Source organism: Dermatophilaceae bacterium Soc4.6, assembly GCA_039889245.1.
In the GTDB taxonomy this organism is placed as follows: domain Bacteria; phylum Actinomycetota; class Actinomycetes; order Actinomycetales; family Dermatophilaceae; genus Lapillicoccus.
This window is the reverse complement of the sequence record JAZGVH010000002.1, coordinates 3,424,452-3,443,062: the sequence shown is the minus strand read 5'-3', so window position 1 is coordinate 3,443,062 and position 18,611 is coordinate 3,424,452. Positions and strand designations below refer to the sequence as shown.

At 72.8% G+C, this 18,611-nt stretch carries 25 protein-coding genes; 10 read left to right on the top strand and 15 right to left on the bottom strand.

The features are described from left to right. Nucleotides 1-57 precede the first annotated feature (57 nt). A complete protein-coding gene (locus V3N99_16150) occupies nucleotides 58-993 on the bottom strand; it encodes a hypothetical protein (protein ID MEO3938271.1) in 936 nt (311 codons plus the stop codon). Nucleotides 994-1,048: 55 nt separating this feature from the next. Here V3N99_16150 and V3N99_16145 point away from each other — a divergent pair, with 55 nt between their 5' ends. The 3 genes from V3N99_16145 to V3N99_16135 all read left to right on the top strand — a co-directional run bounded on the left by V3N99_16145 (nucleotide 1,049) and on the right by V3N99_16135 (nucleotide 3,348). Then, the gene (locus V3N99_16145; GenBank protein MEO3938270.1) at nucleotides 1,049-1,579 is read left to right on the top strand and encodes a DinB family protein; all 531 of its coding nucleotides are present in this window, start codon (nucleotides 1,049-1,051) and stop codon (nucleotides 1,577-1,579) included. 213 nt (nucleotides 1,580-1,792) lie between these two features. Beyond that, nucleotides 1,793-2,080 carry a hypothetical protein gene (locus V3N99_16140; protein ID MEO3938269.1) on the top strand — a complete coding sequence of 96 codons (288 nt, stop codon included), beginning with the start codon at nucleotides 1,793-1,795 and terminating at the stop codon, nucleotides 2,078-2,080. 158 nt (nucleotides 2,081-2,238) lie between these two features. Beyond that, nucleotides 2,239-3,348, top strand: coding sequence for a beta-propeller fold lactonase family protein (locus V3N99_16135; protein ID MEO3938268.1), 1,110 nt, complete (start codon nucleotides 2,239-2,241; stop codon nucleotides 3,346-3,348). 101 nt (nucleotides 3,349-3,449) lie between these two features. On the opposite strand, the gene V3N99_16130 is transcribed toward V3N99_16135, so the two are convergent. From V3N99_16130 to V3N99_16120, 3 genes are read right to left on the bottom strand one after another with little or no spacing between them, the layout of a single operon-like run. Further along, nucleotides 3,450-3,902, bottom strand: a complete 453-nt coding sequence (locus V3N99_16130; protein ID MEO3938267.1) for a YdeI/OmpD-associated family protein — start codon at nucleotides 3,900-3,902, stop codon at nucleotides 3,450-3,452. A gap of 19 nt (nucleotides 3,903-3,921) precedes the next feature. Continuing rightward, nucleotides 3,922-4,797 (bottom strand): CoA ester lyase, encoded by an 876-nt coding sequence (locus V3N99_16125; protein MEO3938266.1) that lies wholly within the window; start codon nucleotides 4,795-4,797, stop codon nucleotides 3,922-3,924. Further along, the gene (locus tag V3N99_16120) at nucleotides 4,794-5,858 is read right to left on the bottom strand and encodes a CoA ester lyase (GenBank protein ID MEO3938265.1); all 1,065 of its coding nucleotides are present in this window, start codon (nucleotides 5,856-5,858) and stop codon (nucleotides 4,794-4,796) included. Before V3N99_16120 ends, V3N99_16125 begins: the two co-directional genes overlap by 4 nt. A 122-nt stretch (nucleotides 5,859-5,980) precedes the next feature. Here V3N99_16120 and V3N99_16115 point away from each other — a divergent pair, with 122 nt between their 5' ends. Genes V3N99_16115 through V3N99_16100 form a run of 4 tightly spaced genes read left to right on the top strand, consistent with a single transcriptional unit; the run spans nucleotide 5,981 to nucleotide 9,616 of the window. Further along, nucleotides 5,981-6,505 carry a hypothetical protein gene (locus V3N99_16115; protein ID MEO3938264.1) on the top strand — a complete coding sequence of 175 codons (525 nt, stop codon included), beginning with the start codon at nucleotides 5,981-5,983 and terminating at the stop codon, nucleotides 6,503-6,505. Between the two features lie 46 nt (nucleotides 6,506-6,551). Then, nucleotides 6,552-7,823 (top strand): CBS domain-containing protein, encoded by a 1,272-nt coding sequence (locus tag V3N99_16110; protein ID MEO3938263.1) that lies wholly within the window; start codon nucleotides 6,552-6,554, stop codon nucleotides 7,821-7,823. Then, complete coding sequence (locus tag V3N99_16105; protein MEO3938262.1) at nucleotides 7,816-8,463, top strand: DUF1003 domain-containing protein; 648 nt, start codon at nucleotides 7,816-7,818, stop codon at nucleotides 8,461-8,463. Before V3N99_16110 ends, V3N99_16105 begins: the two co-directional genes overlap by 8 nt. Nucleotides 8,464-8,473: 10 nt before the next feature. Further along, complete coding sequence (locus V3N99_16100; GenBank protein MEO3938261.1) at nucleotides 8,474-9,616, top strand: P-loop NTPase; 1,143 nt, start codon at nucleotides 8,474-8,476, stop codon at nucleotides 9,614-9,616. 103 nt (nucleotides 9,617-9,719) lie between these two features. On the opposite strand, the gene V3N99_16095 is transcribed toward V3N99_16100, so the two are convergent. The 3 genes from V3N99_16095 to sigE form a co-directional block, all read right to left on the bottom strand. Further along, nucleotides 9,720-10,088 carry a twin-arginine translocase TatA/TatE family subunit gene (locus V3N99_16095; protein MEO3938260.1) on the bottom strand — a complete coding sequence of 123 codons (369 nt, stop codon included), beginning with the start codon at nucleotides 10,086-10,088 and terminating at the stop codon, nucleotides 9,720-9,722. 109 nt (nucleotides 10,089-10,197) lie between these two features. After that, on the bottom strand, nucleotides 10,198-10,800 hold the full coding sequence (locus V3N99_16090; GenBank protein ID MEO3938259.1) for a zf-HC2 domain-containing protein: 603 nt from the start codon (nucleotides 10,798-10,800) through the stop codon (nucleotides 10,198-10,200). A gap of 60 nt (nucleotides 10,801-10,860) precedes the next feature. Next, nucleotides 10,861-11,475, bottom strand: coding sequence for an RNA polymerase sigma factor SigE (gene sigE, locus V3N99_16085; protein ID MEO3938258.1), 615 nt, complete (start codon nucleotides 11,473-11,475; stop codon nucleotides 10,861-10,863). 245 nt (nucleotides 11,476-11,720) lie between these two features. Between sigE and V3N99_16080 the strand changes: the two genes are divergently transcribed. After that, nucleotides 11,721-12,353 (top strand): O-methyltransferase, encoded by a 633-nt coding sequence (locus V3N99_16080; GenBank protein MEO3938257.1) that lies wholly within the window; start codon nucleotides 11,721-11,723, stop codon nucleotides 12,351-12,353. A gap of 6 nt (nucleotides 12,354-12,359) precedes the next feature. Next, nucleotides 12,360-13,010, top strand: coding sequence for a class I SAM-dependent methyltransferase (locus V3N99_16075; GenBank protein ID MEO3938256.1), 651 nt, complete (start codon nucleotides 12,360-12,362; stop codon nucleotides 13,008-13,010). A gap of 18 nt (nucleotides 13,011-13,028) precedes the next feature. Here the strand turns inward: V3N99_16075 and V3N99_16070 are convergent, their stop codons facing one another. The 3 genes from V3N99_16070 to V3N99_16060 form a co-directional block, all read right to left on the bottom strand. Then, nucleotides 13,029-13,172, bottom strand: coding sequence for a hypothetical protein (locus tag V3N99_16070; GenBank protein MEO3938255.1), 144 nt, complete (start codon nucleotides 13,170-13,172; stop codon nucleotides 13,029-13,031). Between the two features lie 14 nt (nucleotides 13,173-13,186). Then, nucleotides 13,187-13,918 (bottom strand): sigma-70 family RNA polymerase sigma factor, encoded by a 732-nt coding sequence (locus tag V3N99_16065; GenBank protein ID MEO3938254.1) that lies wholly within the window; start codon nucleotides 13,916-13,918, stop codon nucleotides 13,187-13,189. 83 nt (nucleotides 13,919-14,001) lie between these two features. Beyond that, nucleotides 14,002-14,175: a DUF3117 domain-containing protein gene (locus V3N99_16060; GenBank protein ID MEO3938253.1), complete on the bottom strand. Its 174-nt coding sequence runs from the start codon at nucleotides 14,173-14,175 to the stop codon at nucleotides 14,002-14,004. Nucleotides 14,176-14,386: 211 nt separating this feature from the next. Here V3N99_16060 and V3N99_16055 point away from each other — a divergent pair, with 211 nt between their 5' ends. After that, a complete protein-coding gene (locus tag V3N99_16055) occupies nucleotides 14,387-15,208 on the top strand; it encodes an enoyl-CoA hydratase-related protein (GenBank protein ID MEO3938252.1) in 822 nt (273 codons plus the stop codon). Nucleotides 15,209-15,223: 15 nt separating this feature from the next. Here the strand turns inward: V3N99_16055 and V3N99_16050 are convergent, their stop codons facing one another. From V3N99_16050 to V3N99_16030, 5 genes are read right to left on the bottom strand one after another with little or no spacing between them, the layout of a single operon-like run. After that, nucleotides 15,224-16,465, bottom strand: a complete 1,242-nt coding sequence (locus V3N99_16050; GenBank protein ID MEO3938251.1) for a hypothetical protein — start codon at nucleotides 16,463-16,465, stop codon at nucleotides 15,224-15,226. Further along, nucleotides 16,462-17,040 (bottom strand): DNA-3-methyladenine glycosylase I, encoded by a 579-nt coding sequence (locus V3N99_16045; protein MEO3938250.1) that lies wholly within the window; start codon nucleotides 17,038-17,040, stop codon nucleotides 16,462-16,464. The genes V3N99_16050 and V3N99_16045 overlap by 4 nt, the downstream gene beginning before the upstream one ends. A 6-nt stretch (nucleotides 17,041-17,046) precedes the next feature. Beyond that, nucleotides 17,047-17,520, bottom strand: coding sequence for an SRPBCC family protein (locus tag V3N99_16040; GenBank protein ID MEO3938249.1), 474 nt, complete (start codon nucleotides 17,518-17,520; stop codon nucleotides 17,047-17,049). Further along, entirely contained in the window at nucleotides 17,517-17,834 is a 318-nt protein-coding gene (locus V3N99_16035) for a DivIVA domain-containing protein (protein ID MEO3938248.1), read from the bottom strand. Before V3N99_16035 ends, V3N99_16040 begins: the two co-directional genes overlap by 4 nt. After that, nucleotides 17,831-18,571 (bottom strand): TIGR00730 family Rossman fold protein, encoded by a 741-nt coding sequence (locus V3N99_16030; protein MEO3938247.1) that lies wholly within the window; start codon nucleotides 18,569-18,571, stop codon nucleotides 17,831-17,833. Before V3N99_16030 ends, V3N99_16035 begins: the two co-directional genes overlap by 4 nt. Between the last annotated feature and the right edge of the window lie 40 nt (nucleotides 18,572-18,611).

Sequence of the window (18,611 nt, the reverse complement as noted above, 5' to 3'; positions counted from 1 at the left end):
GCCTGTGAGACCCACCACCTGTGGGCTCGCTCACGGCGCCCACCCGGCGCGACCGCCCTACGGCCGCCTGGCCAGCGTCGCGTCGAGGAACCCGTGCCACGCCGTGACCCCGTCGGTGAGCGCTTCCCCGACACCGATCTGCGCGAGCACTCCGGCGGTCGCCTCGCGCGTCGGGGAGTCCCACGCGCCGGTCGTCTCGACCGGGCGACCCCAGACGAAGGAGCACATCGCCTGCACCGCCTGCACCTGCACCCGTGAGCCCGCGCGGAAGAGCGACCCACCGGTGCCGGCCATGCGTCCGTCGTCGATGTGCACGTGGGTGTGGTGCAGGTCGTTGTAGAGATAGGTCAGCACCGAGTCGAAGTCGCGGTGCAGCCCGGCCACCGTGCGCCAGTAGCGCTGCCGTGCGGTCTCGAGCTCAGCGCCGGTGAACCGCGACCACAGGTCGTAGCGGGCCGAGACGACCACTGTCCCGGCGCCGTCGACGAGCCGGGTCAGGTCGAAGGCGCGACCCGCGTTGTGCCAGGAGCGGCACCCGCCGGCCGTGTCGACGGTGCCGTCGGCGGCGACGCCGGTCCCACCGGGGTCGCCCGCGACCCACGAGCCCAGCGTCCACACCTGGGCGGGCACCCCCAGCCCCGACGCGCTGGCGTGACGAGGCAGCCAGGCCTCCAGTCGGGCCCGGAAGCCGGGCTCGAAGCGAAAGCTCGTGCGGTCACCCGACTCGTCGTAGACCAGCGGTATGCCGCGCAGCTGGCCCGTCGAGCCCAGCGCGTCCGGCGCCACGCAGCTGGGTGAGCCGCCCGGCAGGGAGGCGTCCGGCGGTCGGGTGACCCGGTCGGCGACCGACACCGGCCCACCGAGCGCCTGCACGGCGAGCCCGAGCCCGCCGACCCCGACGACCCCTGCCCCACCGAGCACGAGGGCGCCGCGACGGGTCAGGCGCAGCGGCGCGTCTGCTGCCGACGCCGCGCGCCTGGGTGCCCCGTCCACGCCCCGAGCGTAAAGGTCTTGCCAATCCTGATCACCGACCGCCACGCTGCCTGTCGTGACCGACGCCACGAGCCACCCCCAGCCCGACCTGCGGCCTGACACCGGCGACGAGCGCCGCCAGCTGCTCGGGTTCCTGCAGGGCCAGCGCGACATCCTGCTGCGCAAGTGCGAAGGACTGGACGCGATCGCACTGGGAGCGACCCACCCTCCGTCGACGCTGACCCTCGGTGGGCTGTTGCACCACGCCGCCCTCAACGAGGACTGGTGGTTCTCGGTGCGGATGACGGGGGCCCAGCCCCCACCGCCCTGGGATCGGGCCGACTGGGACGCCGACCCCGACTGGGAGTTCACCCGGGCCCGGGACCTCACGGCCGATGCCCTCGTCGAGCAGTACCGGCTCTCGTGCGCCCGGAGCGATGTCGTGCTGGCCGGGGTGGGCCTCGAGACCCTCGCGGCGGTCGCCCACGGTGACGGGCTCTACGGCAACGTGCGCTGGATCGTCCTGCACATGATCGAGGAGACCGCCCGCCACGCCGGGCACGCCGACCTGCTGCGTGAGGCCATCGACGGACGGACGGGCGAGTAGGCCCGTGGCTGCTTCGACCCACGCGTCGCGCCGTGCTCTCGGCGGGGGCCGGCGCCGCCGTCCTCACGAGCGGCGCTGCGGTCGGGATCCGGGCCCTGCGTGCTCCTGACGTGCGCACCCACCGCTTCCGCTCCGAGGCCGTCGGCAGCGACGTCACCTGGGCGGTGAGCCGCCCCTCACGTCCTGCGCGGCCGGGTACGGGCCGTCACCACGATGAGTGCAGCGCTGTGGACGTCACCGGGCGCCAGCGCACCCGGCGCCTTCGATGACGCCGACAACTTCCGCGTCCACGACGTCTTCGCGATGCGCGCCACCCTCGGCCGGATGCCGGTGGTGCTCGACTGCGGCGACAGCGACCCCTTCATCCGGGCCGACCACGCCTTCGTCGACGGCTTCACGACGCCACCGGGCACGCAGTACGCCCCCGGCGGGCACCCGACCGACTACTGGCGCCGGACGGCGCCCTCTCTGCTCCGGTTCGCGTCGGCTCACCTCGCCTGAGCAGACCTTGCCTGTCCTACCCGGACACGTGTTACGGAGGCATTACCCGGGCGCTTACGCGGGCCTTACCGAGCGCCCACAGGACTGTCGCCGACGCGGCTGGAGTCGTGAGATGTGAGAGCCACCAACGGCATTCGCTTCTCGAGAGGACCTACCCCATGTCCGCCACCCGCACCCGCACCCTCGTCTCCGGCGGTATCGCCGGCCTCGTCGGGCTCACCGCCACCACCGCCCTCGCCCTGCCCGCCCGGGCGGCGACCCCCACCCCGGTCGGTCACGTCTACGAGGCGACCAACGCCGTCGACGGCAACGCGATCCAGGTCTTCGACCAGTATGCCGACGGGCACCTCGCAGCGGCGGGAGTCGTCGCCTCGGGAGGCGTCGGGACCGGCGGCTCGCTGCACTCCCAGGGCGGTGTCGTCCGCGACGGGAGCCTGCTCTTCGCGGTGAACGGCGGCAGCGACTCGGTCTCCGTCTTCGCCATCACCGGCGCCGGGCTCATCCTGCGCGGGACCGTGCCGTCCGGTGGCCTGCTGCCGGTCAGCGTCACCGTCCACGACGGCATCGGCTACGTGCTCAACCAGAGCGATGACACCGTCAGCGGATTCCGTTACACCCGTACGGGACTCGTCGCAGCCATGCCGGCCACGACGCGGTCGCTCACACCCAACCCGGCGGGGGGCATCACCGACGCCGCGCAGGTGTCGTTCACCCCGGACGGCTCCCGGCTGCTCGTCACCGAGAAGGCGAGCAACGCGCTCGAGACCTTCGCCGTGCGCGGGAGCGGCGCCCTCGGGACGCTCTCGACGACGGTGTCTGCTGGCACGACGCCCTACGGCTTCGCCTTCGACACCCACGGCAACGCCCTCGTCTCCGAGGCCGGCACCGGGTCGGTGTCGTCCTACCGCCTCGCCGGCAAGGCCGCCAACGTCATCTCGGCCGCCGTCCCCGACGGCCAGTCGGCGGCCTGCTGGCTCGTGGTCGCACCCAACGGCACGACCGCCTGGGCCGTCAACACCGGCAGCCACAGCCTCTCGAGCTACGCCATCAGCCGCACCGGGGCCCTGACGCTCACCTCGGCGGTCGCCGCCGACACGGTGCTGGGCGGCACCGACACGACGGTCGCGGCCGACGGTCGGGCGGTCTATGTCCGGCTCGCCGGCGGGCTGCTGTCCACCTGGGCCATCGGCCGCCACGGCGAGCTGCGGGACCTCGGCACGGTGCAGGGCGCTCCCACCTTCGGCACCTCCGGTCTCGCCTCCAGCTGACCGGGGCCCGGCTGGTCTCCTCGACCACCCGCTGTCCGTTCTACCCCCGCTCCGACGGGGGCATGCCGGACAGGTGGGTGTCGGGGAGACCAGCGGATGCCTCAGCCGGCCCCCGACCCCCGCAGCTGCTCGACCGCCGCCACGACCCGGGCGGCGCGGGTCTCCGCCCGCTTGGCCTCGGTCACCCGGCGGACCAGCTCCTTGCGGCGGGAGGGCGACAACGCCGCGTAGGCTGCGGCCGCACCCGGCGCCGCCGCGAGCGCCGCCGTGAGGTCGTGCGGCACCTCGACGGTGCGCTCGGCAGCATCGGCGACGACGGTGACGTCGTATGCCTCACCGATCTCCACCCCCGCCTGCTCGCGCGCCGACCTGGACAGGCCGACCAGGTTCTCGCCGCCCATGCGGGCCAGGCGCAGGGGCAGCGTGACCCCTCCGACCGTCAGGGTCACCGGGAAGGTCTTCGCCCCGGCTCCCAGCTCGACCACCTGCTCGTCGGTCAGGACGAACGCGCCTGCTGGGCCACGCTTCTGAAGGACCGCCGCTGTGAGCTCCATGGTGCCGACGCTAACGACCTCAGCCCCGCGCCGCGATGGCGTGCCCCATGGCGATGGCGCGCCGAGCGATCTCGACGTGGAGGTTCTCCACCATCCTGCCCTGGTGGGTCACGACGCCCTTGCCCTGCTCGAGGGCCTCCTCGAAGACCGCGACGAGCTCGTGCGCGTCGGCCACCTCCTGCTCGCTGGGCGCGAAGAGGCGGTTGGCGGCCTCGACCTGACCGGGGTGGATCAGGGTCTTGCCGTCGAAGCCGAGGGCCCGACCCTGGCGGCACTCGGCCTCCAGGCCCTCGGTGTCCTTGACGTCGTTGTAGACCCCGTCGAGCACGGCGACGCCGGCCGCCCGGGCGCCGAGCACCGCCAGCGAGAGACAGGTCAGCAGCGGCTCGCGACCGGGCACGTGCGCGGCATACAGCTCGCGCACGATGTCGTTGGTGCCTAGCACCAGCACCTCGAGCCGATCCGACGCACGGGCGATCTCGCGCACGTCGAGGATCGCGTCGGGCGTCTCGATCATGGCCCAGAGCCGCAGCGAGTCCGGGGCGCCCGCCGCCTCGAGCGCGCCGACGACCGCGTGCACGTCGGCGACCGACCCCACCTTGGGCACGACGACGGCGGAGGCGCCCGAGGTGGCGACCGCGACCACGTCGGCGTCGTGCCACGGGGTGCCGATGCTGTTGACCCGGATGGTGACCTCGCGGTTGCCGTAGTCCCCCGAGGCGGCAGCGACGCAGGCGGCAGAGCGGGCCGACTCCTTCGCGTCCGGGGCGACGGCGTCCTCGAGGTCGAGGATGAGGGAGTCAACCGGCAGGGTCTTCGCCTTGTCGAGCGCCCGCTCGTTGGAGCTCGGCATGTAGAGCACCGAGCGGCGCGGACGCAGCACCGGCGCGCTCACGCCACCGCCCCGGCCGCGTAGAGGTCGGCCAGGTCGGGGTCGGTCAGGCTGAGGCGCTCCGCCAGCTCGAGCAGCACCTGGCACTGCTTGAGGCTCGCGTCGTCCTCCATCTTGCCGTCGAGCATCACCGCGCCGGTGCCGTCGCCCATCGCCTCGACGACCCGGCGGGCGTGCGCGACGTCCTCGGACGACGGGCTGAAGACCTTCTTGGCGATGGCGATCTGCGCCGGGTGCAACGACCACGCACCGACGCAGCCGAGCAGGAACGCGTTGCGGAACTGGTCTTCGCAGGCCACGACGTCGGCGATGTCACCGAAGGGCCCGTAGTAGGGGTAGATACCGGCCATCGCGCAGGCGTCGACCATCCGGGCGATCGTGTAGTGCCAGAGGTCCTGCTGGTAGACCGTGCGCTCCCCCCGGATGTCGCCCCCGGTCGGGTCCTGCCGCACGAGGTAGCCGGGGTGGCCACCACCGACGCGGGTCGTCTTCATCCGGCGGGAGGCCGCGAGGTCGGCGGGGCCGAGCGAGAGGCCCTGCATACGCGGGCTGGCGGTGACGATCTCCTCGACGTTGACCATGCCCCGGGCCGTCTCCAGGATCGCGTGCACCAGGATCGGACGGGTCAGCCCGGCCTTGGCCTCGAGCTGCGCGAGCAGCCGGTCGACGTAGTGGATGTCCTCGGCGCCCTCGACCTTGGGCACCATGATGACGTCGAGCTTGTCGCCGATGCCGGCCACCAGCGCGGTCACGTCGTCGAGGAACCACGGGGAGTCGAGGCTGTTGACCCGCGTCCACAGCTGGGTCGTCTCACCGAAGTCGGTCGACGTCCCGATTGCGATGAGCCCCTCGCGCGCGGCGACCTTGTTGTCGGCCTTGACCGCGTCCTCGAGGTTGCCCAGCAGCACGTCGACCGAGCCGACCATGCCCGGCACCTTGGCTGCCATCTTGGGGTTGCTGGGGTCGAAGAAGTGGATGACGCGCGACGGCCGGGCCGGGATCTCGCGGACCGGTATCGGCGCCCCGACCGCGAGGGGGGCGTAGAAGGCCTTGGGGTTGCGCATCGGCGTGGTCTCCTGAGACGAGAGGACGAGGAGGCCGCGACGGCCCGGACGCGGCGAACCTAGCAGCGGCCTCCGGCGACGGGCTATGACGCACTTCACCCGTGGCTGGATACCCTCGTCACATGACCACCAGCGGGCCCGCGCCGCTCAGCCCGACCGACGACCCGCTGCTCGGCGTGGCCATGACCCGCTCGGGGATCCTGTGGGTCGACGTGCCGGGCGACCGAGCCTGGCCGTGCTGGTTCGCCTGGATCGACGGCACCGCCTACGTCGTCAACGGCGCCGGCGAGCAGCACCTGCCGTGGCTGCCGGAGTTCGTCGCCCTGGTGCTGCGCGGCCAGGACGGTGGCCGGCTGCTGCGGGTGCGCGCCCGCACCCGGGTGCTCGACCCCGAGGGGCTCGAGTGGGCTCCCGTCGTCGAGGCCCTCGTCGCCCAGCGCCTCAACGCACCCGCCGGCGCGCGCGAGCGCTGGCGCACCTCGTGCGCCGTGACCGCCCTGACCCCCGTCGGGCTCCTGCTCGAGAAGCCCGGCTCGTACGACGACTCGTCGGGCGCCACGGCGCCCGTCCCCACCCGCGCGACGACCGTGTCGTGGCACCCGCGCCACCTGGGCGGTCGGCCGAAGAAGCGGCGCGGTACGCGCTGAGCGCGGGGGTCACGGACGGGCTCTCCCCGACGGATAGCCTTGAGCCGTGCCACCCACCCGCGCCTTCGTCGCGCGCCTCGCGGAGCTGAGCGTCTTCGACCCGCTCGGCGATCCCGTGGGTCGGGTCCGCGACGTCGTCGTCACCTTCAGCGCCACCCGGCGCCAGCCGCGGGTCATCGGCCTGGTGGTCGAGGTGGCCGGTCGCCGGCGGGTGTTCGTGCCCATGACGCGGGTGACGTCGGTCGAGGGTGGTCAGGTCATCACGACCGGTCTGGTCAACATGCGTCGCTTCGAGCAGCGCAGCAACGAGACCCTCGTGCTCGCCCAGCTGCTCGAGCGGGTCGTGACGGTGACGACCCCCGAGGAGGTCTTCGAGGGCACGGTCGAGGACGTCGCGCTCGAGCGTCGCACCAAGGACTGGGTCATCGCCAAGCTCTTCTGCCGCAAGACGACTGCGGCCCCCAGTCGGGGGCTGCGGCTGACGCGTCGCCGCGGTGAGACCGTGCTGGTCGACGTCGAGCAGGTCACCGGCCTGCAGCTGCGCAGCGCCGACCAGGGCGTGGCCCGACTGCTCGAGAACTACGAGGACCTGCGCACCGCCGACCTCGCCGAGGTCATCCACGACCTCGACCCGCAGCGCCGGGCCGAGGTCGCCGCCGCCCTCGACGACGCCAAGCTCGCCGACCTGCTCGAGGAGCTGCCCGAGGACGACCAGGTCGAGATCCTGCGCGGGCTCGACACCGAGCGCGCCGCCGACGTGCTCGAGGCGATGCAGCCCGACGACGCCGCCGACCTGCTGGCCGAGCTCCCCGCCGAGCAACAGGAGCAGCTGCTCCAGCTGATGGAGCCCGACGAGGCCGCACCGCTGCGCCGGCTGCTCACCTACGACGAGAAGACCGCGGGTGGTCTGATGACCACCGAGCCGGTCATCCTCGGGCCCGAGGCCACGATCGCCGAAGCGCTGGCCGTGGTGCGGCGCGAGGAGATCTCGCCCGCCCTGGCCTCGACCGTCTTCGTGTGCCGCCCGCCCCTCGAGACGCCGACGGGCCGCTTCCTCGGCCTGGTCCACCTGCAGCGGCTGCTGCGCGAGCCCCCGCACAGCCCGGTCGGCGCCGTGATCGACAAGACCATCCAGCCCCTGCTCGTCGACGCCCCGCTCGAGCAGGTCACCCGGATGCTGGCCACCTACAACCTCGTGGCCGTGCCGATCGTCGACACCGCCGGCCTGCTGCTCGGGGCGGTGACCGTCGACGACGTGCTCGACCACATCCTCCCCGAGGACTGGCGCGAGGACCGGCACGAGGTGACCCGTGGCTGAGCGCCCCGGCAGCCGTGCGCGCAGCGGCACCCAGTCCACGCGGCTGGACCAGCCGCGCGAGTTCCGCCGCCGCTTCATCCCCTCGACCAGCTTCCTGCCCAGCTACTCGCAGGAGGACTTCGGCCGGCTGAGCGAGAGCTTCGCCCGGCTCATGGGCACTGCCGGGTTCCTCCTCGGGATGACCCTCTTCGTCGTGGCCTGGCTGGCGTGGAACACCTACGCGCCCGTGACCTCCCAGTTCGACCCCAGCAAGACCAACTACACGCTCCTGACCCTCATCCTCAGCCTCCAGGCGTCGTATGCCGCACCCCTGATCCTGCTGGCGCAGAACCGGCAGGCCGACCGCGACCGAGTCGCGCTCGAGCAGGACCGGGCGCGCGACGAGCGCAACCTCGCCGACACCGAGTTCCTCACCCGCGAGGTCGCCGCGCTGCGCATCGCCCTGCGCGACCAGGCGACCCGCGACTTCGTGCGCTCCGAGCTGCGCAACCTCTTCGACGAGCTCGAGGACCGCGGCGTGACGGTCACCAAGCCCCCCAAGCCCCCCAAGGGGTCGAAGGTGACCAAGGTGACCAAGGTGACGCCCCCCGAGGCACCTGAGACGCCGACCGACCACGAGGGCCCGCGCCCGACGACCTAGCATGGGAAGCATGCCCATCTCGGTCCTGCCCACCCATGACGCCCTGCTCAGCGCCCTCGCCGGGGTCGACGACCCCGAGATCCGCAAGCCCATCACCGAGCTCGGCATGGTCAAGAGCGTCGAGGTCGACGACTCGGGCCGAGTGGCCCTCGCCATCTTCCTCACGGTCTCGGGCTGCCCGATGAAGGACACGCTCACGAACAACACGACCGCGGCGCTCATGGCCGTCGAAGGCGTCACCGCCGTCGACGTCACCCTCGACGTGATGAGCGACGAGCAGCGCACCGCCCTCAAGACGCAGCTGCGCGGCGGCCAGGCCGAGAAGGAGATCCCCTTCGCGAAGCCCGGCTCCCTCACCCGCGTGTACGCCGTAGCCTCCGGCAAGGGGGGCGTCGGCAAGTCGACCGTGACGGTCAACCTGGCGGCCTCGCTCGCCCAGCAGGGCCTGCGGGTCGGGGTGCTCGACGCCGACGTCTACGGCTTCTCGGTGCCGCGCATGCTCGGTGTCGAGCAGCGCCCCACTCAGGTCGACGACATGATCCTGCCGCCCATCTCGCACGAGGTGAAGGTCATCTCGATCGGTATGTTCGTGCCCGGCAACCAGCCGGTGGTGTGGCGCGGGCCGATGCTGCACCGGGCCCTGCAGCAGTTCCTCGCCGACGTCTTCTGGGGCGATCTCGACGTGCTCCTGCTCGACCTGCCGCCGGGCACCGGGGACATCGCGATCTCAGTCGCCCAGCTCGTGCCGAACGCCGAGATCCTCGTCATCACGACCCCGCAGCAGGCGGCGGCCGAGGTCGCCGAGCGCGCCGGCGCCATCGCGCTGCAGACCCACCAGCGCATCGTCGGGGTCGTCGAGAACATGTCCTGGCTCGAGCTGCCCGACGGCACGAGGCAGGAGATCTTCGGCTCCGGTGGTGGCCGGGCCGTCGCCGAGTCGCTCACGCGCTCGATCGGCTCCGACGTGCCGCTGCTGGGTCAGATCCCGCTCGACACCGCGCTGCGCGTGGGCGGAGACAACGGCACCCCCGTGGTGCTGTCGCACCCCGACTCCCCCGCCGCCGTCGCCCTGCGCGGGATCGCCCGGGGCATGGCCACACGGGCCCGCGGCCTCGCCGGCCGCTCGCTGGGCCTCAGCCCCAAGGGCCGCTGACCCGCACACGCATCCACCTGTTGCGGTAGGCGCCGGATGTTTCGGACATGAAATCCGCTATTCGCGGTGCTCACCGCAAGAAGTCGCAGGGTGTCGCGGGGGGTCAGGTGGCGTCGACGTCCCACGGGACGGGCTTGGCCGGGTCGTAGACCGGCTGGCTGGGCACCGACATGACGCCGGAGACCGGCTTGTCCTGCTGCGCGTCGTCGTCGTCGTCCAACGGCTCCATGAGCGCCTCACGCACGATCCGGCGCGGGTCGTACTGCCGCGGGTCGTACTGCTTCCAGTCGACGTCGGCGAACTCCGGGCCGAGCTGGTCGCGCAGCGACACCTGGGCGTTGGTGGCCATCGACCGCACCTGCTTGACCATCTGCGCCAGCTTCGCGGCATACTCCGGCAGCCGGGCCGGGCCAAGGACCACGATGCCGACGACGAGCAGCAGCAGGAACTCCCAGCCGTTGACGTCGAACACCTGGATCGCCTGCCCTTCGTGGTCTGCCCCGCCCCTGTCGCCCCCGGTGCAGGACGATCCGACGCGGGTCATTGTCGCACTGACTCCTGAGCCACCGTTCAGGTGGGAGTCATCGACCCCTCGTTGTCGTGCGGGTCCACAGGGCAGCGCCGACGGGACGCACGGTGCTGGCGCTCGAGAGCTGCGTGGCGCCGAGCAGGGAGGCGTCGGCGACCACCGTGGCCGGCGCGGGTGCGGGGGCCGACGCCTGACCCACGAGGGACACCGACACCGCCCCGGACACGGAGCCGGCCGGGCGCGCCGGAGGGGTGCGCAGCGGTGTCACAGCAGGGCCGGCGACCGCGAGACCGATGGCCGCCGCTGCCGACGCGGTGGCCGCGAAACCGGCCAGGCCGGCCGCCCTGCGGGGCGAGCGGTGCAGTCCCGGTCGCCTGGGCGACACCGTGGGCACCTGAGCCGTCCGGGAGGCTGGGCTGACGGCCAGCGGGGTCAGCTCGAGACCGCTGGCAAGCGACAGCAACGACGCCTGAAGACCTTCCGACAGCCGTGGAGTGGCTCCGAACCGCAGCGACAGGAGCAGCTTGCGCTCCTGGTCGACCGCGTGCCGACACACCTGGCAGGCCACGAGGTGGCGGTCGATCTCACGCTGTGCGTCCGCGCCGAGGCAGCCGTCGACGTAGGCCGAGAGCTGCGCTCCCACATGTCGAGTCATCCTGTCGCGGCCCTCTCCCCTGTCGTGCGTGGTGTCGTGGTGTGCGTGATCTGGTGCGAGTCAGGAGGAGGCCGTGGCCAGGCTGGCCCCGCCCGGCAGGACCGGGGCGGTGAGGCGGCGGCGGGAGGTGTGACTGCCCGTGGTCGCGGCCCGCGGCCCCTGCGGTGCCCGGTGGGCCAGGGCCTCGCGCAGCAGGGCGCGACCGCGGTGGATGCGCGAGCGCACGGTGCCGAGCTTGATCCCCAGGGTCTGGGCGATCTCCTCGTAGGAGAGTCCCTCGATGTCGCACAGCACGACCGCCGCCCGGAAGTCGGGCGACAGCGCGTCGAGGGCCCGCTGCACGTCGTCGTCGAAGTGGGTCTCGTCGTAGGCCTGCTCCGGGCCACGCTCCTTGGTCGCCATCCGGCCCGCGGCGTCCTCGGGCAGGGCGTCGAAGCGGATGCGCTGCTTGCGTCGCATCCGGTCGAGGAAGACGTTGGTGGTGATCCGGTGCAGCCACCCCTCGAACGTGCCGGGGGTGTAGGAGCTCAGCGAGCGGAAGACGCGGATGAACACGTCGTGGGTCAGGTCCTCGGCGTCGTACGGGTTGCCCGTCAGGCGGTAGGCGAGCCGGTAGACGCGGGCCGAGTGCTCGGTGACGATCTCCTCCCAGGAAGGGGGGGTCCACGGGGTCATGGCAGAGCCCGTCGTGTCGGGCAGGGTGTCGGTCACGTGCCTAAGCCTTTCGCAGGGCGCTCATCCGGTCTAACCGGTCTTGTCAGTCCAGAGTTCCCGGAACACTGACGAGACCACTGTGCCCAACCTGTGAGCCCGCTATCCATCGGGGACGACCCTGAGTCCCCCCCGGTGCCCACCCCCCGACCCCAGGGTCGTCACCCACGGACCACCGGCGCGGGCGAGGGTGACAGTAGGGTCGAGACATGAGCGCACAGAAGCCCGCGAGCTGGGCCTACGCCGAGGACTTCGCCGTCGAGGCAGAGGTGGTGCAAGCCGCCCGACACCGCGGGGAGGAGCTCGGCGCCACCCCGGTCGGGGTCGCCGTGGGGGCGGCCCTGCGCATGGTCGCTGCCGCGAGCGCCGCCCGGGCCGTCGTCGAGATCGGGACAGGCGCCGGGGTGTCGGGCCTGTGGCTGCTCGAGGGCATGCCCTCCGACGGCATCCTGACCACGATCGACGTCGACGCCGAGCACCAGCGCGCTGCCCGCGAGGCGTTCTCGGCCGCGGGGGTGGCCCACCAGCGCACCCGGGTCATCCAGGGCCGGGCCCTCGACGTGCTCGACCGGATGACCGACGGCGCCTACGACCTCGTGCTCGTCGACGGTGACACGTCGGAGTATCCCGACTACGTCGTGCAGGCCACGCGCCTGCTGCGGGCGGGCGGGGTGATGGTGGTCGACCACATGCTGGGCCACGACCGCGTCGCCGACCCGGCGGCCCGCGACGAGGTGACCCGCTCGCTGCGCGACCTGGGCAAGGCCCTGCGTGACGACCCCCGCTTCGCCACCACGTTGCTCCCCGTGGGCGACGGCGTGCTCGTCGCCGTCAAGCGCTGACCGCCCATGGCCCACCACCGCCACGGTCGCCCACCACGCCCGTCGCTCGCCCCCGCCACCCGCTGGGAGCAGGAGATGACCGGTGAGGAGTGGGAGGGCTACGTCGCCCGCTTCGACCTCCTCGCCGACGCGGGCGAGGACCTCGACGGCGAGGCGCGCCTGATCGACGCCCTCGCCCCCCGGGGCGCCCGCGTCCTCGACGCCGGGGCCGGCACCGGGCGGGTCGCGGCGGCGCTGACCCGGATGGGGCACCTCGCGCTGGGGGTCGACCGCGACACCGGGCTCGTGGAGCGTGCCCGCGCCCGCTACCTCGGGGTCCCCTACCTCGCGAGCGACCTGCTCGACCTCGACCCCGAGGTGCTCGCCGACGAGGGCTTCGCCGACCCCTTCGACGTGGTGGCGCTGCCCGGCAACGTGCTCGTCTTCGTCGCACCGGGCACCGAGAGGGACGTGCTGTCGACCATGCACGGTCTCCTGCGCCCCGGCGGACGGCTCGTGGCCGGCTTCGCCACCGACCGCGCCTACGGCGTCGACGACCTCGACCGGGACCTCGCCGCGGTCGGCCTCCAGCACGAGCACCGCTACTCCACGTGGCAGCTCGACCCCTGGCACGACGACGCGTCGTGGCAGGTCACCGTCGCCCGGCGACCTGCCTGACCTTCGTGACCTGCCTGGTCACACCGACAGACGACCCCGCACCAGGCTCTCGCCCGAGTGCTGCGGCCGGTCGTCGAACGCCTTTCGGGAGACGTCGACGATGACGTAGCCCTTCGCGGGGAGCTCGGTCGACACCGGGAAGGTGCTGTTGCTCTGGCTCATGACCCCGATCGAGATCATCCGCTTGCCGTCGGAGTCGAGCAGCCAGACCTCGAGGCATCCGGGGCCGGGGGTGAGCTCGCCCATCTCGACCCGGAGGTCCAGCACGCCGTCGTGACGCTGCAGCACGGCATCGCCGAGGTGCTGCCGGGTGTCGAGGGTGTCGAGGCCGACGGAGGCGACCGTCGTGATCGGAGCTGGAGGAGACCGCGGCGCACATGGCTCTTGACGATCCCCAGGGGCAGGTCGAGGATGCGGGGGACCTCGTGGGCGGGGCGCTGCTCGACGACGGCGAGCCACACGACCGTGCCACGCGGCTCGCCGAGCTGGCCGAGCTCGTGGGCGAGCAGGACGCGGTCGGCGAGGCCGGCGTCACGGACCGCCTCCTCGGGACGCTCCACCCGGGCGACGGCCGCGACGTTGCGGATGGTGCGGTAACGCTGGGCCCGGACGTCGGCGATCCGGTGCCGGGTGATCCCGACGAGCCACCCGGGCACGACACCCTGACCGGGGCGCAGGGTGCCACGGCTGTGCCAGGCCGAGACGAAGACCTGCTGCGTGACGTCCTCGGCGTCGTGGTGGTCGCCGAGCGCGCGCAGCGCCACGGTGCAGACCAAGGGCGACCAGCGATGGTAGGCCTGCTCCAGCGCGGTGCGTTCACCGGCCCGCAGACGCTCGCCGACATCGTCGACCGCCTCCGAGTCGTCGAGCTCGACCAGCTGGAACGGGCGCCGCTCAGCTGCGTCCACCGCTGGACCCGCAGGACACAGCCGACGGGACCCCCCGGCGCTCGTGGCGCCGGAGGGTCCCGGGTGGTGCACTGGCCTGACGGCTAGCTGACGCCGTCGCAGCCCTGGATGGCGTCGCGCAGAGCGGCCGCCTCGCCGGGGGTCATCTCGACGACGAGTCGACCGCCACCCTCGAGCGGCATGCGGAGCACGATGCCACGACCCTCCTTGGTCACCTCGAGCGGGCCGTCTCCGGTCCTGGGCTTCATCGCCGCCATGGGCACCCCTTCCCTGTGTGTCTGGACATGACCGGATCGTGCGACGAGGGCACCGCTGTAGACGACTCCGGCAGTCGTCACCATTATCGCGCAGGGTGCGGCGCGCCACGAAATCAGGGGTGGCGTACGCGACGATGGTCGCGGCTGCGACCTCACCCGCGACCCCACCCATCTCCATCCCCATCCCCATCCCCGAGCGACAGGATCAGCGATGACACCGGACTCCTCCACCCCACCCCAGCCCGACCGGCCGCCCGTGGCCCTGGTCGAGCACGACGACGGCGTCACCACGATCACCCTGCACCGGCCCGAGTCGATGAACGCCCTCGACCTGGCCCTCAAGGAGCAGCTGCTGGAGGCCCTCGAGAACGCCGCGCAGGACCCGGCCGTGCGGTGCGTGGTCCTCACGGGAAGCGGTCGGGCATTCTGCGTGGGCCAGGACCTGCGCGAGCACGTCGCTCAGCTGCGAGGCGGCGAGCAGCTCGGCGACACCGTGCTCGAGCACTACAACCCGATCGCCCTGCTCCTCGCGACGATGAACAAGCCCGTGATCGCCGCCCTCAACGGCGTGGCCGCCGGTGCGGGGGCCTCGATGGCGCTGGCCGCCGACCTGCGCTTCATGGTCGACACCGGCGGCCTCAACACCGCCTTCGCCGGCATCGGCCTGTCGTGCGACACCGGGTCGTCGTGGACCCTCCCCCGGCTGGTCGGCACAGCCAGGGCCAAGGAGCTGCTCCTCATGCCGCGCACGGTGCCCGCCGCCGAGTGCCTCAGCCTCGGACTGGTCACCGAGGTCCTGCCCGCGGCCGAGCTCAGCGCCCGCGTGCAGGAGGTGGCCGCCATCCTGGCCGCCGGGCCGACCCTCGCCTACGGCTCGATCAGGCGAGCGGTGGCGTATGCCTCGAGCCACCCCTTGCCGGAGTCCCTCGACCACGAGGCCCGTCTGATGAACCTCACCGGTCAGAGCGCCGACCACCTGGCCGCGGTGGACGCGTTCCTGGCCAAGCAGGCCCCGGTCTTCACGGGCCGGTGAGTCGCGGTCGTGCCGTCACGGGGGGTAGTCGCTGGGGGGCACGAAGCGCCACAGCTCGTCGATCCAGTACCACTGGCCCACGACGAAGAGCACGAGCACGACGGCCGCCCGCACCGCCACGGCAGCCCAGTGCCTGCGCGGTCCGGCGACGCCGATGAGGACGGCGACCAGCGGGAAGAGGGGGATGAGGTAGCGGAAGACCGAGGTGAAGGGGTCGAGCACCGCGAGCAGGTAGGCGGGGTAGGCCACGGCCCAAGCCCGCAGCTGGGGGCCCAGGCCCCGGGCCCACGGGCCGAGCACCATGACGGCGATGACGACGAAGATCGTGGTGAGCCACACCGGCCCCCAGGTCGGCCCGAAGTAGTAGCGCGACATGTCGAGCCACGGGCGGAAGGGGCGGATCTCGTGGCCCGAGCGCCACGCGCCCATCGTGTCGGTGTAGGCGTTCGACCGGCCGGTGCCCCACCAGGCGATGGCGGGCCAGAGCAGCCCGGCGACCCCACAGCCGGCGAGTGCGGTGAGCCCCGAGACGACCTCGCCGGCGCCCAGCGGATCGACCGCGCGCCGTCGCCAGCGCAGCCACAGGGCCACGACGACGACGGCAGCCAGCGGGAGGGCGATCGGCCGGGCCAGCCCGGTGAGCACCGCCAGTCCGGCCGCCCACAGCCAGCGCTCGCGCGACAGCGCGAGCAGCACGAGGGTCAGCAGGGCCATGGCGGTCGACTCGGAGTAGCCGACCTGGAGCACCGCGGCGGCCGGGAAGCAGGCCCACACGACCACGACGAGCAGGGCGGCCCGCTCTCCCAGACGGTCTCGCAGCAGCACGGCCATCACGCCCGCGGCGACGAAGCCGAGCAGGAGCGACAGCGTCGAGCCGGCGGCGTAGAAGCTGAGGTCCAGACCGTCCATCACGAAGCGGGCGAGCAGCGGGAAGAGGGGGTAGAACGCCCAGGCGTTCTGCTGGGTCACACCGTCGCCGTCGACCGGCAGGGCACCGGGATAGCCCTGCTCGGCGATCTGCTGGTACCACTGCCCGTCCCACTGCGCGGTGAAGGTCAGGTAGGTCACCGGGTCGGTGCCGGGGCCGTTCCACCCCGTGGGCACCTGGTGGCGCGCCACGATCGCCATCAGCACCCCGGTCAGGAGGCGGCACGCGGCATACGCGAGCAGGACGGCCGGCACGAAGCGGGGAAGCCGCGCCATCCGCGCGCCCAGCCCGACGCGACCGCGCGGCGTCTCCAGCTCGCGGACCGTCACGGCAGCGCCCGGTGGCAGCCGGCGAGGTGGTCGTCGACGAGGCCGCAGGCCTGCATCGCGGCATACATCGTCGTCGGTCCGACGAAGGTGAAGCCGCTGGCCTTGAGGGCCTTCGCCAGGGCGACGGACTCGGGGCTGGTGGCGCGCACCTGCTGGAGCGTGGTGGGCCGCCGGTGCGCCGCGGGCACGTGCGACCAGACGACCTGGTCGAGGCCCCCCGCGTCGCGCAGGCGCAGCACGGCGGCGGCGTTGCCGACGGCGGCCTCGATCTTGCGGGCGTTGCGCACGATGCCGGCGTCGGCCATCAGCCGGGCCACGTCGTCGGGCCCGAACGCGGCGACCCGCTCGGGGTCGAAACCCGCGAACGCCGCCCGGAAGGCAGCGCGCTTGCGCAGCACCGTGATCCACGACAGCCCAGACTGGAACGCCTCGAGCGTGAGCCGCTCGTAGAGCGCCCGCTCACCGTGCACCGGGTGACCCCACTCCTCGTCGTGGTACGTGACGTAGTCGGGCGCCGCCGAGGCCCACGCGCAGCGGGCCACCCCGTCGACACCCACGACCACGCCCGCCGACATCGGGGCCTAGGCCGCAGCCGCGAGACCGGCTGCGGTGGCCGCCGCCGCCATCCCGTCGACGGCGCGACCGAAGAGCCGAGCCGTGACCGGGTCGGAGACCCTGGCCAGCAGCCGCCCCACCTGCACCGGCCGCGGCACGATCTGCTCGGCCCAGGTCAGCTGGGTGCGGGTGCCCCCGTCGCGCGGCTCGAGGGTGACCTCGGCCCAGCCGGTCAGGAGGTAGCCGGTCTTGCGCACCCGGAAACGGGCGGGGGCCCCGTCGTCGGTCGGCGGCTCCCACACGGTCAGGAGCATCGGGTCGAGGAAGCCGACCGGGCCCAGGCCGCTGAAGCCCCCGAAGCCCCACCCGACCCGCGGAGACCCCGCGTCGGTGCGCATCCGGGTGAGCGGGATCCAGCGACCGTAGGCCGCGAAGTCGGTGACCGTGGCCCACACGAGCGTGACGGGGGCGTCGACGGTGCGGCGGATGACGGCGGTCATGCGTGCTCCTCCTGGTGGTCGGGCTGAGGTGGCTCGTGGTCGGTCTCGCGCAGTCGGTCGACCTCCTGCTCGAGCACGACGATCTCGTGCCGGAGCCGGTCGACGACCCGGTCGACCTGCGCCATGCGGTATCCGCGCAGCCCGGTGTCGAAGCGCAGCTCGTCGAGGTCGGCGGCGGTCAGCGGCCCGTCGGGCAGGGGGTCGTGCCCGAGCGACGAGGTGACCTCGGCGATGGAGCCGTCCACGCGGCCGAGGACGGCTGCGGTGGTGATGACGATGAGGACGACGGCGAGCGTCGCGACGAACCAGGTCACGACCCGATGCTCCCACGAGCACCCTCGTCGCTGGCGACCACCGCCGCCACAGCCTCCGCCGGGTCGTCGGTGACGAGCAGCTCGTCGAGGTCGGCGGCCCCGACGGTGCCCCGCTCGACGGCGACCTCGCGCAGCCACCCCAGCAGCCCCGACCAGTAGTCGGTGCCCAGGAGCACGACGGGGAACGAGGTGACCTTGCCGGTCTGGGCCAGCGTCAGCGCCTCGAAGAGCTCGTCGAGGGTGCCGAGCCCGCCCGGCAGCACGATGTAGCCCTGGGAGTACTTGACGAACATCGTCTTGCGCGCGAAGAAGTAGCGGAAGTTGACGCCGAGGTCGACGTACTCGTTGAGCCCGGTCTCGAACGGCAGCTCGATGCCCAGCCCCACCGACGTCCCGCCGGCCTCGAAGGCGCCCTTGTTGGCGGCCTCCATCGCCCCCGGCCCGCCGCCGGTGATGACGGCGTAGCCCGCTTCGACGAGCAGGCGCCCCACCTGCTCCCCCAGCGCGTAGGCCGGGTCGTCACGGCGCGTGCGCGCCGAGCCGAAGACGCTGACCGCGCGCCCCAGCTCAGCGAGGGCCCCGAAGCCCTCGACGAACTCGGACTGGATGCGCATCACCCGCCACGGGTCGGCGTGCAGCCAGTCGGCCGACTGCCCGCTGTCGAGCAGGCGCTGGTCGGTCGTCGTCTCGGGCACCTGGTGACGCCGCAGGCGCACGGGTCCGGTGCGGCGCTCCATACGGGAGCCGTCGTCCGGCTCGTTGTCGACATCGCGGTGG

What these genes read in the sequence shown, in the direction of transcription:
- sigE (MEO3938258.1), bottom strand. Translation starts at nt 11,475, where the DNA reads ATGACCCCGTGGACCCCCCCTTCCTGGGAGGAGATCGTCACCGAGCAC.
- V3N99_16140 (MEO3938269.1), top strand. Translation starts at nt 1,793, where the DNA reads ATGAGTGCAGCGCTGTGGACGTCACCGGGCGCCAGCGCACCCGGCGCC.
- V3N99_16030 (MEO3938247.1), bottom strand. Translation starts at nt 18,571, where the DNA reads ATGGAGCGCCGCACCGGACCCGTGCGCCTGCGGCGTCACCAGGTGCCC.
- V3N99_16135 (MEO3938268.1), top strand. Translation starts at nt 2,239, where the DNA reads ATGTCCGCCACCCGCACCCGCACCCTCGTCTCCGGCGGTATCGCCGGC.
- V3N99_16045 (MEO3938250.1), bottom strand. Translation starts at nt 17,040, where the DNA reads ATGTCGGCGGGCGTGGTCGTGGGTGTCGACGGGGTGGCCCGCTGCGCG.
- V3N99_16130 (MEO3938267.1), bottom strand. Translation starts at nt 3,902, where the DNA reads ATGGAGCTCACAGCGGCGGTCCTTCAGAAGCGTGGCCCAGCAGGCGCG.
- V3N99_16060 (MEO3938253.1), bottom strand. Translation starts at nt 14,175, where the DNA reads ATGGCGGCGATGAAGCCCAGGACCGGAGACGGCCCGCTCGAGGTGACC.
- V3N99_16055 (MEO3938252.1), top strand. Translation starts at nt 14,387, where the DNA reads ATGACACCGGACTCCTCCACCCCACCCCAGCCCGACCGGCCGCCCGTG.
- V3N99_16075 (MEO3938256.1), top strand. Translation starts at nt 12,360, where the DNA reads ATGGCCCACCACCGCCACGGTCGCCCACCACGCCCGTCGCTCGCCCCC.
- V3N99_16100 (MEO3938261.1), top strand. Translation starts at nt 8,474, where the DNA reads ATGCCCATCTCGGTCCTGCCCACCCATGACGCCCTGCTCAGCGCCCTC.
- V3N99_16080 (MEO3938257.1), top strand. Translation starts at nt 11,721, where the DNA reads ATGAGCGCACAGAAGCCCGCGAGCTGGGCCTACGCCGAGGACTTCGCC.
- V3N99_16115 (MEO3938264.1), top strand. Translation starts at nt 5,981, where the DNA reads ATGACCACCAGCGGGCCCGCGCCGCTCAGCCCGACCGACGACCCGCTG.
- V3N99_16120 (MEO3938265.1), bottom strand. Translation starts at nt 5,858, where the DNA reads ATGCGCAACCCCAAGGCCTTCTACGCCCCCCTCGCGGTCGGGGCGCCG.
- V3N99_16040 (MEO3938249.1), bottom strand. Translation starts at nt 17,520, where the DNA reads ATGACCGCCGTCATCCGCCGCACCGTCGACGCCCCCGTCACGCTCGTG.
- V3N99_16070 (MEO3938255.1), bottom strand. Translation starts at nt 13,172, where the DNA reads ATGAGCCAGAGCAACAGCACCTTCCCGGTGTCGACCGAGCTCCCCGCG.
- V3N99_16090 (MEO3938259.1), bottom strand. Translation starts at nt 10,800, where the DNA reads ATGACTCGACATGTGGGAGCGCAGCTCTCGGCCTACGTCGACGGCTGC.